A 16,417-nucleotide genomic window follows, 5' to 3' on the forward strand; every position below is an offset into this window, starting at 1 on the left:
CTGTACCGGAGGGCGCGCAATTGCTGCCACTAAACCTACAATCAGACCTGATTCAAACTGCTGAGGCATTGGCTGACGCGGCGCGACTGGCGATTTTGCCTCACTTTCGATCGGCGAATTTGCAGGCAGATAACAAGCTGAGCCAAGGGTTCGATCCGGTAACCCAAGCCGACCGCGCTGCCGAAATCGCCATGCGGGATGTTCTGGCCGAACGCCGTCCGATGGATGCGATTTTTGGCGAAGAATTTGGTGTTACTTCTGGCGAAAGCGGGCTCACTTGGGTTTTGGATCCCATTGATGGCACCCGAGGCTTTCTTTCCGGAACGCCCACTTGGGGGGTGTTGATTGCACTGTCTGATGAAAGCGGCCCCCAAATGGGGATCATCGACCAACCCTACACAGGTGAGCGGTTTATCGGAGGATTTGGACGCGCAGATTGGACCGGTCCGCATGGCGGCGGTACTATGCAAGTGCGGACAACCCAAACTATTCAAGATGCGATCGTTTTTACCACATTTCCTGAGGTTGGCACACCTGAACAAGCCGCTGCATTCGGCCGGGTGGCGGCCCGCGCCAAGCTGGCTCGTTATGGTATGGATTGCTATGCCTATGCTCTTTTGGCGGCAGGTCACATTGACTTGGTCATCGAGGCGGGATTGCAAGCCTATGACATTCAGGCCCCAATTGCGGTAATTGAGGCTGCTGGTGGTATTGTCACGGATTGGGAAGGCAACCCGGCGCACAATGGCGGCACGGCGCTGGCCGCGTCGACACCGGAACTTCATGCTCAGGCCTTGGCTTTGCTGAAAAAAACTGGATAAATAACCTAAGCTGCACGGTGTGTCCTTCCCTTTTCTGGCACCGTTTGGCTTCGAAACACCGAAAAGGGCGGAGATCGTGATGAAGGAATTCCTCATCCGCAACGCCCTTACTGTCCTGACGATGGATGATTTGGGCCGCGAGTTGACCAAAACTGATATTCGTCTAAAGGGCGGAGTCATTGCGGAAATTGGCCAAAATCTGCACAGCACTGGCGAGGTGATTGATGCATCTCACTGCGTTGTGACGCCTGGGTTGGTCAATACCCACCACCACTTGTACCAAACTCTGACCCGTGCCGTTCCGGGGGGGCAGGATGCCCTTTTGTTCGGCTGGCTCCAGACGCTCTACCCGATCTGGTCGCGGTTTGGCCCGGAAGAAATGTTTATCTCCGCTCAAATAGGGCTGGCAGAGCTGGCGCTGTCGGGGTGTACGCTGAGCTCGGACCACTTGTATTTGTATCCCAACGGATCGCGACTTGAGGATACGATCCATGCCGCAACAGAGCTGGGGATTCGTTTTCACCCGACGCGTGGAGCCATGAGCATCGGCGAAAGCGCAGGCGGCTTGCCGCCTGACAGTCTGGTTGAGGACGAGGGGAGCATTCTTGAAGATTGCATCCGGGTTATTGACAGTTTTCACGACAGTTCTGACGGGGCGATGGTTCGGGTTGGTGTTGCGCCATGTTCGCCGTTTTCGGTGAGTCGCGAATTGATGCGCGATGCTGCGCTTCTCGCACGCGACAAAGGGGTGATGATGCACACTCACCTTGCGGAAAACGAAGAAGATATAGCCTATAGCGAGGCGCAATTTGGCTGCCGACCTGGGCAATATGCCGAAGATCTTGGTTGGACCGGGTCCGATGTCTGGCATGCGCATTGTGTGAGACTGGACGGGCAAGAGATTGATCTTTTCGCAAAATCCAAGACTGGTGTCGCCCATTGCCCTTGCTCGAACTGCCGGCTTGGATCCGGGATTGCTCCGGTGCGTGCAATGCGCGACGCAGGGGTTCCGGTCGGGCTTGGGGTGGATGGATCTGCCAGCAATGATTCAAGCAATCTGATGCTAGAAGCCCGGCAAACCATGCTTTTACAACGCGTGTCACAGGGGGCTGATGCTATGAGCGCCCGGGAGGCATTGCGTATCGCAACCCGTGGCGGTGCCGAAGTCTTGGGCCGGTTTGATTGCGGTCAAGTTGCGGTCGGGAAACGGGCGGATCTGGCGCTTTGGAACGTCAGTGGCATTGAAAGCGCTGGCAGTTGGGATCCGGCTGCTTTGGTCCTTGCCGGGCCGACACGGGCCCAACACCTTTTCGTTGAGGGGCGGCAAGTGGTGCGCGACGGTCACGTTGTCACAATTGACCTCGAGAAGGCCATTGTTAAACAGAATCGGCTAGCACAGGGTTTGTCACAATAGGGTGCTCCTGAAATGTAAGGAATTGCGATGACGCGCTTGGTTTTGGTTTTGATGATGGTGTTTGGTCTTTCAACAGCTGTTTATGCACAACAAGCGCGTCAAATGATCAACGGTCTAAGGGCTGAACAAGGGCTGGGCCCTGTGAAACCATCCAGTCGATTGGAACAGGCAGCCATGGCCCATGCCATGGACATGTCGCGCAACACATTCTTTGCACATCAAGGGTCTGACGGTTCCAGCCTCATGCAACGGGTGCGGCGCACAGGCTATGGCCCCTGTGTCGTTGCCGAAAATATCGCACAAGGGCAGGGCAGCCTGACCGAGGTCATGACCGGTTGGGCCGCCTCTGACGGGCATCGCAAAAACCTGCTGAACAGCAAAATCACCGAATACGGTCTGGTCAAAGCACCAGGAGACTATTGGGTGATGGTGCTGGGAAGCTCGGGATGTTCTTGAATTTGCGACGAACTCTTTAAGGTGCAGCCGGTTTCATTTGTTTGCCTGCGACATAGGTGGATGCAATTGCCCGGTCATCGCCCATCATAATTGTGGGGAATAGAGCCTCCCAAATGTCTTGGGCGCGGGTGCTGCGCTGCGCAATTGCCGGTGTTGACGCCAGATCGAGCACGACAAAATCTGCCTCCATTCCCGCGCCCAGATTTCCTATGCGGTTGTGTTGATGGAGTGCCCGCGCAGATCCGGAAGTGGCAAGCCAGATCAATTGTGCAGCATGAAGCGGCGTACCGCGCAATTGCCCGATCTCATAAGCGGCAGCCATACTGCGGAGCATCGAAAATGAAGAACCGCCGCCAGTATCTGTCGCTAAGCCAACGATCTGGCCATCAGACTTCAACCCGCCCATGTCGAACAGGCCCGACCCGATAAAGGTGTTTGAGGTTGGGCAATGAACAAGAGCGGCCCCATGTTCCAACAATTTGGCCTTTTCGCGGTCCTCAAGATGGATGGCGTGGCCATACAGGCCCCTTTCTCCGAGCAGGCCAAAAGCCTCATAGGTATCCAGATAATCGCGCGCTTGCGGATATAGCGATTTAACCCAAGCGATTTCATCGGTCTGCTCGCTCAGATGGGTTTGCATCAGGCAATCTGGGTGCTCGGTCCACAGCGCGCCAAGCGCTTCAAGTTGCTCCGGCGTAGATGTCGGAGAAAACCGCGGCGTTATGACATAAGAGGCACGCGCTTTTCCGTGCCATTTGTTCAAAAGTCTTGCGCTGTCATCGTAAGCGGATTTTGGCGTGTCGCGCAGCCCGTCCGGTGCATTGCGGTCCATACAGGTTTTACCGGCAGCAATTCGCATACCACGCGCCCGCGCTGCGGTGAACAAAGCGTCGACTGATTCCGGATGGATCGTGCAAAACGAACAAACGCTGGTTGTCCCGTTTGTCAGCAAAAAATCCAGATACCGTTCGGCAATTTCTGCCGCATAGTCTGCATCGCCAAACCGCATTTCTTCTGGGAAGGTATAGCTGTTCAGCCAATCTATCAGTCGTTTTCCCCAACTGGCGATGATTCCGGTTTGCGGATAGTGGGCATGGGCATCCACGAATCCTGCGACGATCAAGCCATCCCCGTGATCCACGGTCGGTGCCCAAGGATACGCAGCGCGCAAATCTGCAGCCGGTCCGACAGCATGAATTATCCCGTCTTCGACCAGAATGGCACCACGGGTTTCATGCTTGGCCGCATCGAGCCCATCGGCAAACGGATCGCCCTCAAAGCGCAGCGTTTGACCAAGGTGTAGCGTGGGTTGGGTCATGACATCTCCTGTCCTGGCAGCATACCTTATGCTCAAGAGTGCTAAGGGTAAATTACTGCGCCAGCTAAGTGCAAGTGGTCTGTTCCCCAACGCGGCCATCCTCTACAGTCAGGGCGAATTGACCGGGGGCGCAAATGGCCGAAATCAACCAGCAGCAAATATCCGATTCTGATACAGAATACGCCTTGGATCGCAAAAACGTCGCCCGGATCTTGTTTGCGGTGGATCGTGCTGATCGGGACGCATTGGTTCAGCTGATGGAGCCGCTGCACGCGGCCGATATCGCCGACTTGTTGGAGCAGATCAACGGTGCCGACCGGGCGGCGCTGGTGCGTCTGTACGGGCAGGATTTCGACGGTGATATCCTCTCCGAGCTGGATGAAACTATCCGTGAAAGTGTGATTAGCATCTTGCACCCCGAGGTTTTGGCCGAGGCGGTGCGAGACCTTGAAACCGATGATGTTGTTGACCTGCTAGAGGATCTGGACGAACCGCAACACGAAGCGATTCTTGATGCTCTTGAAGACAGTGACCGGGCCGCTGTTGAACAGTCGATGACCTATCCGGAATTCTCGGCAGGCCGTTTGATGCAGCGCGAAGTCGTTATGGCTCCGGATCATTGGAACGTAGGCGAGACCATCGATTTTCTGCGCAATGCAGAGAGTTTACCAGAACAGTTTTATCACGTTGTTTTGGTTGATCCCCGGATGCGTCCGCTTGGCAATGTCACTTTGGGGCGGCTGATGTCGTCCGGTCGCGCAACGCTGTTGGCTTCGATTCTGGAAGAAAGTTTCCAAACCATTCCGGTCACACAAGATGAGGGCGATGTGGCCTATGCGTTCAACCAATATCATCTTATTTCAGCGCCGGTTGTGGATGAAAACGACCGTTTGGTTGGCGTGATTACCATTGATGATGCCATGGCGGTTTTAGACGAAGAAAACGAAGAGGACATCTTGCGATTGGCCGGTGTGGACAGCGAAAGCCGACTGTCTGATCGCGTCGCTGATACCATCAAACGGAGGCTGCCTTGGCTTGCGGTCAACTTGCTGACGGCGGTGTTGGCATCCTTGGTCATCGCCCAGTTCGAAGCTGCGATTGGTCAACTGGTGGCATTGGCGGTTTTGATGCCCATTGTGGCGTCTATGGGGGGCAATGCAGGGACACAATCGCTGACAGTTGCAGTGCGGGCCTTGGCCACCAAAGATTTGACCGGTGCCAATGTCTGGCGCGTGATCAGGCGTGAAATTTTGGTGGGGTTTGTGAACGGGGTGGTTTTTGCCGTGATCATGGGGGCGGTTGGCGTCTTTTGGTTTGGTTCGCCGGGTCTTGGCGCGGTGATTGCGGCGGCGATGGTGATCAACCTTGTGGTTGCCGGGCTGTCGGGAATTGCTGTCCCGCTTGTGATGGAAAAGGCCGGGGTCGATCCTGCTTTGGCATCGGGGACATTTGTCACGACGGTAACCGATGTGGTTGGTTTTTTTGCCTTTTTGGGCTTGGCCACGATTGTTTTGCTTTAGGGGGCGGGAATGACACTAGACGATCAAAAAGCGCAGGCGCGCAAGGATGCTTTTGCACGGCGCAAGATTGCCTTTGACACCCGTCTTGGAGGTGCCTCGGGCCATTTGAGTTCAGTTTTAGCGGGATATCGCGGCGTACCATTGTCTGGCTACATGCCCATCCGGACGGAAATCAATCCTGTCCCAGCAATGGAAGAAGCCGCAGCGCATGGACCTGTCGGGGTTCCAGTGATTACGGCCGCTGGTCAGCCATTGCGGTTTGCCGAGTGGGAGCCGGATTGTGCATTGGAAGATGGGCCATTTGGCGCAAAAATTCCTGCGGATTTGGTTTATTTCGAGCCAGAGATTTTAATTGTCCCGCTGGTTGCCTTCAGCCGTGACGGTGGCCGTTTGGGCTATGGCGGCGGGTTTTATGACCGGACTCTGGAAGGGCTGCGCGCCAAGCGTGCGACGCTTGCCATCGGGTTCGCTTTTGCCGCGCAAGAAGCAGACAATCTACCGCTCGAGGCCACCGATCAGCCGCTAGATATGATTGTCACCGAGAATGGTGTTTTGCAGATCAGCTAACGTTGGGAGCCAGAACCTTTGTCAGCCCTTCGACCGATATTTGCACGGGTTTGCGCCACGGTCCGTTGGCTTTAACGATAAAAGCACCCAATCCGATCAGCAAAAGCACAGGCATTGCAACGGCGCTTAACCGGTCGCTGCTGAGGCCCGAGATCCCGATGGCAATGGCAAGACCCAACCCGCCAGCCAAGGTGAGCAGGCCAACTGCAAACATGGCCCATTGTGCACCGGGGGAGTCGCCCAGATACACCGGCAAAGCGGAATTGTGACTGGCAAGCAGCTGCGCAACGCTGGCACACAAAGCCAAATGCGCTGCGCGGTCGGGATCATCGTCGCCAGCGGCTGACCCGATGTTCAAGGCGATTTGAGTGGTTCCCGTTGGGGAAACCAAGTCGAGCCGGGTCATACGGCTGTCGGCGATCCGGTGGTTTACCCAACGCAACCGTGTCACAGATCTTAGATCGCAATCGCCATCCGGCCCCGTCAGGGTGTGACCGGCAATGTGCCAGTCAGCAACCCTGCGCAAGAGGGCCGGGCGAAAGGAAAAGACCTCAGCCAAGGGCGCGCCACCCGATATCACGGCGCACAAAGCCGTCTGGCCAATCTACACCATCCACCAAAGCGTAAGCGCGATCGCGGGCCTCTTGCAGGGTCGCGCCGCGCGCTGTTGCGTTGAGAACGCGGCCACCGGTGGCCAATATCTGTCCGGCCTCAGACGCGGTGCCTGCATGGAACATCATATTGGTGCTGTCATTGGCCAGCGCATCCAAGCCATTGATCCGTGACCCTTTTTGATAAGGCCCAGGGTAACCGTTTGCCGCCATAACAACGGTTACAGCATGGTCATCAGCCCAAGTGACCTGCGCCTCTTCCAAGCGGCCTTCGGCGCAAGCTTGCATCAAATCCAGTGCTTGTGCGCCGAGGCGGAGCATCAAAACCTGACATTCGGGGTCGCCAAAGCGGACGTTATATTCCACCAAACGAGGCTGGCCGTTTTCAATCATCAACCCGACATAGAGCACACCTTGATAGGGCGCACCGCGACGGGTCATTTCCGCCATTGTCGGACGCACGATTTCATCCAGCGCCTTTTGAGTGACAGCGTCGTCCATGATCGGGGCAGGGGAATAGGCACCCATACCACCGGTGTTCGGGCCGGTATCGCCTTCGCCAACACGTTTGTGATCTTGGGCGGTGCCGATGGGCAGGCAGGTGTCGCCATCGACCAGCACAAAGAACGACGCCTCTTCGCCGGTCATGAATTCTTCGATTACCACCTCAGCACCCGCAGCGCCAAAACTGCCACTAAACATATCGTCGATGGCAGCTTCGGCCTCTTCAACGGTTTCGGCGATGATGACGCCCTTGCCAGCAGCCAACCCGTCGGCTTTGACAACAGTCGGCGCGCCGGTCTGGTGTACATGCGCTTTGGCAGCATCCGCATCGGTGAAATGGCCGTAGGCTGCAGTTGGGGCTTTTGCCGCGTCGCAAATTTCTTTGGTAAAGCTTTTGGATGCTTCAAGTTTGGCTGCCGCAGCCGACGGCCCAAAGACGGATACACCGGCTTCGCGGAGGCGATCAGCCACACCGTTTGCCAAAGGGGCCTCTGGGCCGATGATCACCAGATCAATGGCGTTTTCGCTGACGAATTCCGCCACGGTGCCGCCATCGTCTATATCAAACTGGGCGCATTCCGCGATCTGCGCGATGCCGGCATTTCCGGGGGCAACGATCAACTTGTCGCACTTGGGGTTTTGCAAGGTTGCCCATGCCAAAGCGTGCTCTCGCCCGCCGCTTCCGAGAATAAGGATGTTCATGGCGCGCTCCTGTCTTGGCCTTGCTTGCTCGGCGTTCTAAAGTCACAAGGAGCCAAGGGCAAGCGAGGCATCATGGACCTTTTCGACGACGGACCAGAAGACGTGGGCGGCAACGCACCGGAATTTACCGTGACCGAGCTTTCGGGGGCGGTCAAACGCACAATTGAGGGCGAGTTTTCATTTGTCCGGGTCCGCGGTGAAGTCGGGCGGGTCAGCCGACCACGATCAGGCCACATCTATCTTGACCTCAAGGATGACAAATCGGTCATCGCGGCGATTATGTGGAAAGGTGTCGCATCGCGGCAGCAAACCCAACCCGAAGAAGGAATGGAAGTCATCGCCACCGGCAAGATGACAACCTTTCCGGGGCAGTCGAAATACCAATTGGTGCTTGAGGAAATTCGCCCCGCTGGTGCCGGAGCGCTGATGGCGATGCTGGAAAAGCGCAAGGCGCTTTTGCAATCCGAAGGGCTATTCGCGCCGGAGCGCAAGAAAAAACTGCCCTATCTGCCCGACGTCATTGGAGTTGTAACATCCCCCTCGGGCGCTGTTATTCGGGATATCCTGCACCGGCTGCGGGACAGGTTTCCGCGCAAAGTGTTGGTGTGGCCAGTGGCGGTGCAGGGCACCAAATGCGCCCCCGAAGTGGCGCGCGCAATCGAAGGTTTTAACGCAATGACGCCCGGCGGCGCATTGCCTAGACCGGATTTGTTGATTGTTGCACGTGGTGGCGGCTCGGTCGAAGACCTTTGGGGGTTTAACGAGGAGCTGGTGGCGCGGGCCGCGGCGGCCTCGGACATTCCTTTGATTTCGGCGGTTGGGCATGAAACAGATACGACCTTGATCGACTTTGTTTCCGACATGCGGGCCCCAACACCGACGGCGGCAGCTGAACTGGCTGTGCCGGTTCGGATGGAGCTTTTGGCAGGGCTGCGTGATTACAACGCCCGTATAACGCGGGCAGTTGGACAGCGGTTGGACCAACGTGGCCAGCGGTTGCGCGATGTATCTCGTGCCTTGCCGCGTGCCGACACCCTTTTGGAAGGGCCGCGACAACGGCTTGATATACAAGGCGATAAATTGCCACTGGCCCTGCGCCGCTTGGTGGATCAGCAGAGACTAAGGTTGTCTGAGAGCGCCGGAAGTTTGCGGCCGTCTGTTCTGGGGCGAGCAATTGCAGTAGAGCGCGGCCGGGTATCGGACCGGGCCATGCGGCTGTCCCCTGCGCTTGCAAGGCTGGTCGCAACCCGGCGTGAAGCCTTGGCGCGGCGATCGGACGGTCTGTCTTTGCGGCCAATCCGTCGGGAAATCTCGGCCCAATCAGATAGATTGACGGGCCTGTCCCGCCGTTTGGACGAAGCGCAAAATCAACGCATCGCCGAGATTCGCCAAAGGCTGGGTGCCTTGGACCGGTTGCGCGAAACTTTGGGGTATAAAGAAACGCTGCGCCGCGGCTATGCGGTGGTGCATGGCGACGGGCATGTGGTCACCAACAAAGCGGCGGCCGAGGCTGCATCAGGTCTGGAGATTGAATTTGCAGACGGAAAGATGCGAATTGGCGGCGGCCCAAGCCCCCGAAAAGCAGCCAAAAAACCAAAGCCGGAGCAAGGCAGCCTGTTTTAGTGATACGGAAGTGCTCCTATCCTTATGGCAGGCTTTCTTTTTGTGCTGCACTCGCATAGGATTTGCTGCGATGCTGCATCGTAGGGGAGGCGAAGATGGCCGAAACAATTAAACCGCTCTTGATAAAGCGCTACGCCAGTCGGCGTCTTTATAACACTGAGACGTCGGACTATGTGACCCTTGAGGACATTGCGGGCTTTATCCGTGATGGCCGCGACGTTCAGATTATTGACCTGAAATCGGGTGATGACCTGACCCGTCAGTATCTTTTGCAAATTGTGGCCGAACACGAAAGCAAGGGCGAAAGTGTTCTTCCGATCAATATTCTGACCGATCTGGTGCGCAGTTATACCACCCAAGCAGGCAGCTCCGTTCCGCAGTTTCTGGCGGCCAGTTTCGACATGTTCCGTGACAGCCAATCCCAATGGGTTGAGAAAATGGGTGGCATGAACCCCATGGCCAAAATGAACCCGTTGTCGGGCATGCCGGGTTTTGAAGCCATGCAGGCGCAGCAAGAGGCCTTTATGAAGGCGATGACCGGCGGCGCTGCAGCTGGTCAGACAGGTGCCAAGAAGGATGTTCCTGAAAAGGAAGAAGACTTGGATGCCATTCGCAAACAGCTGAGCGATCTGCAGGTCAAATTGTCGAAAATGAACAAGTAGTTTTCTCAAACTCATGTTTGAGCGGCGACACGAGAAGGCGGGGTTTGCCCCGCCTTTTGCTTGTAAAAAGCCCTAGGTTCCGTAGACGCGTAGCGGTCCCATCACTTGTTCCACAGCCTGTAGCAACACTTCCGCGACCATATCGCATTCGCTCTCGGTGAGACGGGCGGGCAACCTTGTGTCGCAGGCTCGCATCAACATTGAACGGGTTTGCGGCAGGTCGGTTTGCTCTGGCAGGAACTGCCAGTTCCAAAAGGCACGGGCATTGTCTGAAGACAAACCAAAGACCTGAATTTTGACTCCCAAAGACTCTGCAGCGGCGACAATGGCCAGAACATCTTCGTCCTGCAGGCCGACAAGGTTGAATTGCAGCGAATCCGGAGCCCTCTGTTCAGCCGGTAGTTTTTCCGGAACGCTGATCCAAGGACTGCGATTGATGGTGCTGGCCACGCGGTCATGATTGCGCCGGCCATCATTTACCCGCTGGGTCAGAACAGTCAATTGCGGGCGGATCACAGCGGCTGACAGGTTGGACAGGCGCAAGTTGTACAGCGGCAGTTTGTTCTGCGAAAGCGCAAACGCGGCCTCCAGCTCAGGACAATTGTCTTTGCGGTCCATATGCTTGCGCCAGTTGTGTTCATAGGCTCCGGACAAGATCACGGCGCGGGCGATCAGATCGGCGTCATCGGTTACCATGATACCGCCTTCGCCAGCGTTGATCATCTTGTAGCTTTGGAAGCTGAAACAGCCGACTTTGCCAATGGTGCCGATGTTCTGACCATTCCAAGTGGTTCCCAGACTATGCGCGGCATCTTCAATCACCGGAATGTTGCGGGCAGTGCACAGAGACATGATCGCATCCATATCGGATGTGTGGCCACGCATATGGCTGATGATCACGGCTTGGACCCCTTCCAGTTTGGCCGCGAAATCCCCTAGATCGATCCGGTAGTTGTCTTGGACCTCACACAGAACCGGTACGCAATCCGCGTGTATGACCGCAGATGGTACAGCCGCAAAAGTAAAGGCCGGGATCATCACACGCGCATCGCGGGGCAAGCCAAGCGCCTTGAGAGACAAGAACAAGGCCGCAGAGCAGCTGCTGACCGCCAAGGCGTATTTACTGCCCAAAAGGCTGGCAAATTCCGTTTCCAACAAAGCGACAGGGGCATCCTTTGGGGCGGTGTAGCGAAACAGATCTCCTGACTGCAAAAGTCGGTCAATTTCGGCGCGGGCAGTTGCAGGGATGGGTTCGGCATCGTGCATATTGGGAAGCATGAATTTCAATTTCCTGAATTCCAGTTTCCGATATTCTTAATGTATAGCGGTGCGCAGGCCAAGAATTTTCCGCCAATATACGCGAATTTTCATCGTAACGTCATGTAAAGGTATGAAATTTAAAGGCCGAACCGATCGCGCATCGCAAACCACGTCATTGCCAGTGCCAGTAGCGGTGATCGCAGCCCCGCCCCCCCGGGAAAGCTGGGGCTGGGTAGCGCTGCAAAGGCATCAAAACCGTTTGACTGGCCCTTGATAGCCTCAGCCAGCAAGCGTCCGGCTTGGATGGCATTGCCGACACCGTGGCCGGAATAGCCCGAGGCCGACAGCATATTGGGGCCAACCCGTGCCAAATGGGGCATGCGTTTGACCGTGATCGCCAGCGTGCCGCCCCAGGCATAGTCCAGCTCGACATCTTTGAGGCTGGGGAACACCTTTAACATCGGTTTTGACACCACGGCGCGAATGTCGCTCGGAAAGCGGTAGCCATAGCTTTCGCCGCCGCCAAACAGCAGGCGCTTGTCTTCGGACAGACGGAAATAATTTACGACAAACTTGTCATCTGCGACTGCGACATCGCGGGTCAGCACGTCGGCGGCGCGCGGGCCAAGCGGTTTGGTCGCTACGATAAAGTTATTGATCGGCATCACCCGCGCGGCGACCTTGCGGTTCAACCCGCCCAAGTATCCGTTGGCGGCAAAGATCACATGATCGGCCTCGACATGACCGGCGTCCGTAGCGATCCGCGCTTTGCCCCCGGGTTTGACATGATGGACATGGGCGCGTTCATAAATCCGCGCGCCCGCATCTGCAGCGGCCCGTGCCAGCCCCAAAGCCAACCGCAACGGGTGCAGATGCGCGGCCCCCTTATCCAGCATTCCGCCTTGATAGTCGGGCGACGGACAGAGGCTGTGAAACTGCTGTCGATTCAAAATCTCAACCGGATAGTTATAGTGCTTTGCCAAATGCTCGGCGTAGCCATGTGTCCAAGCTGTGGACTTGTCCGAGGTTGCAGCCCAAGCGACACCATCCTTTAGCGCGCAGTCAATGCTGTGCTTGGCAATTAGATCGCGCACCAACGCCTTGGCGTCTTGGCCCAAATCCCACATTCTATGGGCTGCGTCATGGCCCACCATGGCCTCTAGTGTTTCTTGGTCCTGCCTTTGGCCTGATCCCAACTGCCCGCCGTTTCGTCCCGATGCGCCAAAACCGACGCGGTGTGCCTCCAGCAAGACGACATCCACACCTGCCTGTGCCAAATGCAAAGCCGCTGACAGGCCGGTAAAGCCGCCGCCAATGATACAGACATCCGCCGATGCCGCGCCTTTCAGGTTGTCGAACTGGGGATAATCACCGGCGGTGGCCGCATACCAGCTGTCTGGATGCGAGCCGCGTTTGTCATTGGAAAACAGGAGGTTCACGCCGTCCCCCTATACGTTCAGAAGCAAATGTTCACGCTCCCACGGCGAAATCACTTGCAAGAATTCATCATATTCCGCCCGCTTGACGATTTCATAGACCCGCGCAAAATCAACTCCCAACACCTCGTGCAAAGACTCTGCCTTGGCAAAGAGATCCAAGGCTTGTCCCTGAACGCGGGGGATATCACCAGCACCTTGATAGGCATCACCGCGAAATTGTTTGGAGGGGTGTTTCTTTTCCATCAGACCCAAATATCCGCAGGCCAGTGAGGCGGCGATGCCCAAATACGGATTGCAGTCCATTCCCGCGATGCGGTTTTCCACCCGCCGCGCTTGCGGATCTGACAAAGGCACCCGAATGCCGGTGGTGCGATTGTCACGGGCCCATTCCAGATTGATCGGCGCGGCATGGTCGCGGACATAGCGGCGATAGGAATTCACGTAAGGCGCAAGGACGGCAATCGCTGACGGCAGGTGTGTTTGCAGCCCGGCAATAAAGTGGAAAAACGCGTCGGTTTCTCCTTCTTGCGGGCCAACAAAGATGTTTTTACCGGTCTTCACGTCCAGCACCGAGTGGTGGATGTGCATGGCGCTGCCCGGTTCGTCAGCGATCGGTTTGGCCATGAAAGTTGCAAAACAATCGTGACGCAGGGCGGCTTCGCGGATCAGGCGTTTGAAGTAAAAGACCTCGTCCGCCAATTTGACGGGATCGCCGTGCCGCAAGTTGATTTCCAGCTGACCGGCACCGCCTTCTTGGGTGATACCATCGATCTCAAACCCTTGGGCTTCGGCGAAATCATAGATGTCATCGATCACCGGGCCAAACTCGTCCACGGCTGTCATGCTATAGGCCTGACGGGCGGCGGCGGGCCGACCGGATCTGCCGGTCATCGGTTTGATGTCTTGGGCAGGATCCAAGTTGCGGGCGATCAGGAAAAACTCCATCTCGGGGGCAACAACGGGTTCCCAACCTTGGGCATGGTACAAATCTACAACCCGCTTGAGGACGTTTCGCGGCGCGTATGGAATGGGCTCCCCATGCCGGTCAAAGGCGTCGTGGATCACTTGCAGTGTCCAGTCTCCGGTCCAAGGGGCGGCAGTGGCTGTGGTCAAATCGGGACGCAACACCATGTCTTTTTCGATAAAGCCATCATCATCTGCGGCTTCTCCCCAATCGCCGGTGATGGTTTGGAAAAAGACTGAATCCGGCAAATGGAAATGCTTTTGGCGTGCGAATTTCGATGCCGGAACGGCCTTGCCGCGGGCGATACCGGGCAGATCGGCGATGATACATTCCACCTCGTCCAGCCGGTGACCGGTCAAATAGGTCTGTGCGGATTCAGGTAGGGTCTTGATCCAATCGCTCATGCGATTCTCCCTTCTCGGAAAAATAAGGCAAATTGATCGGCCAATGCTTTTTGCGACAATGGTGTGCCGATTTTGGCGTCCGCGTCGTCCAGAATGTTTTGTGGGACAATGCCGGGGCCGCGTGTGTCGATCAGCCCTTTGGTATAGGCGTCGCTAAATTCCGGGTGCGGTTGCACGGAATAGGCTTGCCCGGGGTAGAGCAGGGCCGCGTGGGCACAAAAGTCATTGCTGCCCACGGTGATTGCGCCTTTGGGGGGCGATGTGACTTGATCTTGATGCCATGCGTTCAGCGTAACTTGAGCACCGTTGAGGTCATAGACCTGCGGGCCAACGGCCCAGCCGCCCTGAAATTTTTCGACGGTGCCGCCTAAAGCCTGCGCGATGATCTGGTGGCCAAAACAAATTCCTACCACTGGTTTGCCTGCCGCGAAAGCGCCGCGCACCAAATCTTCAAGCGGCGCGATCCATGCGTGATCTTCATAGGCTCCGTGCCGCGAGCCGGTGATCAACCAGCCGTCGGCGGCTTCTGGCCCGCTGGGGAACTCGCCGCGCACAACAGAATACGTTTCAAAGTCAAACCTGTTTCCTGCAAGGAAATTCATAAAGACTTGCGGGTATTCGCCATGTTCCTCGCTTAGATTTTCGGGAACAAGGCCGGTTTGTAATATGCCAATTTTCACGGTGCACCATGGTGTTGCGCCCAATCGTCGGGGGCTTGGCACCCGCCGGGATCGGGGTGTTTTGAGGTCAGACAGTATCGAGGTAGATTTCAACCTGCTCGGCCGGTGTCAGGTCCTGCATATCACGATGCTCTTGTTTCTTGGTCATCAGCAGGTTGCTGATCAAAGTCTCGGAAAAGATGCGCGGGACATGCGGGCTGGATTCAAACCGGTCGATGGCAGTTTTCCAATCAACGGGCACTTGCGGCAGGTTTTGGTCATAGGAGTTTCCGGTAATTGGTGCCGGCGGCAGTTCGGCATCCTCAATCCCGTTCATCGCAGCGCCCAGGATGGCAGCCAGAACCAGATAGGGGTTCACATCCCCGCCCGCAACGCGGTGTTCGATCCTGCGGGCAACCGGTGCACCTGATGGCACACGGATCGCAGCCGTGCGGTTTTCATAGGCCCAGCAAACACTTGTCGGCGCATGAGATCCCGGCACCAAGCGGTCATAAGAATTCGCATGCGGGGCGAAAACCAAGGTGCTGTCCTGCAGCGCGTTCAAACATCCGGCAATGGCATGTTGTAAAACCGGTGTCCCTTTGGGACCACCATCATCAAAGATATTGGTGCCGTCTTTGTCCAGAACCGAGAAATGCGCATGCATACCGCTGCCGGAATAATCATCATAGGGTTTCGCCATAAAGCTTGCGGCGAACCCGTGTCGCCGCGCCAGCCCTTTGACCAACATTTTGAACAACCAAGCATCATCGGCCGCGCGCAAGGGATCCGCGACATGGACCAGATTGATTTCGAACTGGCCCAGACCGGCTTCGGAAATCGCGGTATCGGCAGGGATCTCCATGGCTTCGCAGGCGTCATAAAGTTCGGTGAAAAACTTGTCGAAGGCGTCCAGTGCCCGAATAGACAGAATTTCGGCACCTTTGCGACGCTTGCCGGATTTCGGGCTAACAGGCATCTGCAAATTGCGGGTGCTGTCATCAATCAAAAAGAACTCAAGCTCAACCGCGACAACCGGGGTCAGACCCATCGCCGTATAGCGATCAGCAACCCGGGCCAGTGCATGGCGCGGATCGCCGTCATAAGGGCGGCCGTCTTCGTGGAACATCCAGATCGGCAAAAGACCAGTCGGCGCATCCAGCCAAGGCATGGGAACAAAACCGCGATCTGTCGCGAACAATTGACCGTCTTCATCGCCGGTCTCAAAGACCAAAGGGCTGTCTTCGATATCTTCGCCCCAAATGTCGAGATTCAGAACTGACATTGGAAAGCGGGTGCCATCGGTCAGGACTTTTTCAGCGCTGGGAATGGGCATTCGTTTGCCGCGCGGCACGCCATTTAGATCGCAAGCCGCAGCGCGGATGGTTCGGGCCTGCGGATGGGCGCGAAGCCATTCAGAAGTGGGGGCGGACATCGGAGTTCCTGAGCTTCAATAATTTGATCATATTCACCGTAACGCCAACAGAACTCTA

At 56.5% G+C, this 16,417-nt stretch carries 15 protein-coding genes; 7 read left to right on the plus strand and 8 right to left on the minus strand.

Features of this window, described 5'->3' with window-relative positions:
• Nucleotides 1-23: 23 nt before the first annotated feature.
• The 3 genes from hisN to C8N36_RS16280 all read left to right on the plus strand — a co-directional run bounded on the left by hisN (nucleotide 24) and on the right by C8N36_RS16280 (nucleotide 2,691).
• On the plus strand, nucleotides 24-821 hold the full coding sequence (gene hisN / locus C8N36_RS16270; protein ID WP_370739166.1) for a histidinol-phosphatase: 798 nt from the start codon (nucleotides 24-26) through the stop codon (nucleotides 819-821).
• A 79-nt stretch (nucleotides 822-900) separates the two neighbouring features.
• The gene (locus C8N36_RS16275) at nucleotides 901-2,235 is read left to right on the plus strand and encodes an 8-oxoguanine deaminase (RefSeq protein ID WP_097805912.1); all 1,335 of its coding nucleotides are present in this window, start codon (nucleotides 901-903) and stop codon (nucleotides 2,233-2,235) included.
• Nucleotides 2,236-2,262: 27 nt separating this feature from the next.
• A complete protein-coding gene (locus C8N36_RS16280; RefSeq protein WP_245910897.1) occupies nucleotides 2,263-2,691 on the plus strand; it encodes a CAP domain-containing protein in 429 nt (142 codons plus the stop codon).
• Between the two features lie 16 nt (nucleotides 2,692-2,707).
• On the opposite strand, the gene guaD is transcribed toward C8N36_RS16280, so the two are convergent.
• Complete coding sequence (gene guaD, locus C8N36_RS16285; RefSeq protein ID WP_097805911.1) at nucleotides 2,708-4,009, minus strand: guanine deaminase; 1,302 nt, start codon at nucleotides 4,007-4,009, stop codon at nucleotides 2,708-2,710.
• Between the two features lie 134 nt (nucleotides 4,010-4,143).
• Between guaD and mgtE the strand changes: the two genes are divergently transcribed.
• Both mgtE and C8N36_RS16295 read left to right on the plus strand, forming a co-directional pair.
• A complete protein-coding gene (gene mgtE, locus C8N36_RS16290) occupies nucleotides 4,144-5,529 on the plus strand; it encodes a magnesium transporter (RefSeq protein ID WP_097805910.1) in 1,386 nt (461 codons plus the stop codon).
• Nucleotides 5,530-5,538: 9 nt separating this feature from the next.
• Nucleotides 5,539-6,096, plus strand: coding sequence for a 5-formyltetrahydrofolate cyclo-ligase (locus C8N36_RS16295; RefSeq protein ID WP_097805909.1), 558 nt, complete (start codon nucleotides 5,539-5,541; stop codon nucleotides 6,094-6,096).
• On the opposite strand, the gene C8N36_RS16300 is transcribed toward C8N36_RS16295, so the two are convergent.
• Nucleotides 6,089-6,655, minus strand: coding sequence for a hypothetical protein (locus C8N36_RS16300; RefSeq protein WP_097805908.1), 567 nt, complete (start codon nucleotides 6,653-6,655; stop codon nucleotides 6,089-6,091). The two genes, C8N36_RS16295 and C8N36_RS16300, sit on opposite strands and share 8 nt — an antisense overlap.
• On the minus strand, nucleotides 6,648-7,913 hold the full coding sequence (purD, locus tag C8N36_RS16305; RefSeq protein ID WP_097805907.1) for a phosphoribosylamine--glycine ligase: 1,266 nt from the start codon (nucleotides 7,911-7,913) through the stop codon (nucleotides 6,648-6,650). Before purD ends, C8N36_RS16300 begins: the two co-directional genes overlap by 8 nt.
• 72 nt (nucleotides 7,914-7,985) lie before the next feature.
• On the opposite strand from purD, the gene xseA reads away from it, so the two are divergent.
• Both xseA and phaR read left to right on the plus strand, forming a co-directional pair.
• The gene (gene xseA, locus C8N36_RS16310; protein ID WP_097805906.1) at nucleotides 7,986-9,536 is read left to right on the plus strand and encodes an exodeoxyribonuclease VII large subunit; all 1,551 of its coding nucleotides are present in this window, start codon (nucleotides 7,986-7,988) and stop codon (nucleotides 9,534-9,536) included.
• Nucleotides 9,537-9,631: 95 nt separating this feature from the next.
• Nucleotides 9,632-10,198 (plus strand): polyhydroxyalkanoate synthesis repressor PhaR, encoded by a 567-nt coding sequence (phaR, locus tag C8N36_RS16315; RefSeq protein ID WP_097805905.1) that lies wholly within the window; start codon nucleotides 9,632-9,634, stop codon nucleotides 10,196-10,198.
• Between the two features lie 72 nt (nucleotides 10,199-10,270).
• On the opposite strand, the gene C8N36_RS16320 is transcribed toward phaR, so the two are convergent.
• The 5 genes from C8N36_RS16320 to C8N36_RS16340 all read right to left on the minus strand — a co-directional run bounded on the left by C8N36_RS16320 (nucleotide 10,271) and on the right by C8N36_RS16340 (nucleotide 16,359).
• Nucleotides 10,271-11,476, minus strand: coding sequence for a DegT/DnrJ/EryC1/StrS family aminotransferase (locus C8N36_RS16320; RefSeq protein ID WP_245910899.1), 1,206 nt, complete (start codon nucleotides 11,474-11,476; stop codon nucleotides 10,271-10,273).
• A gap of 119 nt (nucleotides 11,477-11,595) precedes the next feature.
• Nucleotides 11,596-12,897 (minus strand): NAD(P)/FAD-dependent oxidoreductase, encoded by a 1,302-nt coding sequence (locus C8N36_RS16325; RefSeq protein WP_097805904.1) that lies wholly within the window; start codon nucleotides 12,895-12,897, stop codon nucleotides 11,596-11,598.
• A gap of 9 nt (nucleotides 12,898-12,906) precedes the next feature.
• Nucleotides 12,907-14,265, minus strand: coding sequence for a glutamine synthetase family protein (locus tag C8N36_RS16330; protein WP_097805903.1), 1,359 nt, complete (start codon nucleotides 14,263-14,265; stop codon nucleotides 12,907-12,909).
• Nucleotides 14,262-14,945, minus strand: coding sequence for a type 1 glutamine amidotransferase (locus C8N36_RS16335; protein WP_097805902.1), 684 nt, complete (start codon nucleotides 14,943-14,945; stop codon nucleotides 14,262-14,264). The genes C8N36_RS16330 and C8N36_RS16335 overlap by 4 nt, the downstream gene beginning before the upstream one ends.
• Nucleotides 14,946-15,012: 67 nt before the next feature.
• Nucleotides 15,013-16,359 (minus strand): glutamine synthetase family protein, encoded by a 1,347-nt coding sequence (locus C8N36_RS16340; RefSeq protein ID WP_097805901.1) that lies wholly within the window; start codon nucleotides 16,357-16,359, stop codon nucleotides 15,013-15,015.
• Between the last annotated feature and the right edge of the window lie 58 nt (nucleotides 16,360-16,417).

It is taken from the genome of Pelagimonas varians (assembly GCF_003208435.1).
GTDB lineage: Bacteria > Pseudomonadota > Alphaproteobacteria > Rhodobacterales > Rhodobacteraceae > Pelagimonas > Pelagimonas varians.

Coding starts and splice junctions, on each gene's coding strand:
- C8N36_RS16275 (WP_097805912.1), top strand. CDS start 901: ATGAAGGAATTCCTCATCCGCAACGCCCTTACTGTCCTGACGATGGAT.
- C8N36_RS16280 (WP_245910897.1), top strand. CDS start 2,263: ATGACGCGCTTGGTTTTGGTTTTGATGATGGTGTTTGGTCTTTCAACA.
- guaD (WP_097805911.1), bottom strand. CDS start 4,009: ATGACCCAACCCACGCTACACCTTGGTCAAACGCTGCGCTTTGAGGGC.
- mgtE (WP_097805910.1), top strand. CDS start 4,144: ATGGCCGAAATCAACCAGCAGCAAATATCCGATTCTGATACAGAATAC.
- C8N36_RS16295 (WP_097805909.1), top strand. CDS start 5,539: ATGACACTAGACGATCAAAAAGCGCAGGCGCGCAAGGATGCTTTTGCA.
- purD (WP_097805907.1), bottom strand. CDS start 7,913: ATGAACATCCTTATTCTCGGAAGCGGCGGGCGAGAGCACGCTTTGGCA.
- xseA (WP_097805906.1), top strand. CDS start 7,986: ATGGACCTTTTCGACGACGGACCAGAAGACGTGGGCGGCAACGCACCG.
- phaR (WP_097805905.1), top strand. CDS start 9,632: ATGGCCGAAACAATTAAACCGCTCTTGATAAAGCGCTACGCCAGTCGG.
- C8N36_RS16320 (WP_245910899.1), bottom strand. CDS start 11,476: ATGCTTCCCAATATGCACGATGCCGAACCCATCCCTGCAACTGCCCGC.
- C8N36_RS16330 (WP_097805903.1), bottom strand. CDS start 14,265: ATGAGCGATTGGATCAAGACCCTACCTGAATCCGCACAGACCTATTTG.
- C8N36_RS16340 (WP_097805901.1), bottom strand. CDS start 16,359: ATGTCCGCCCCCACTTCTGAATGGCTTCGCGCCCATCCGCAGGCCCGA.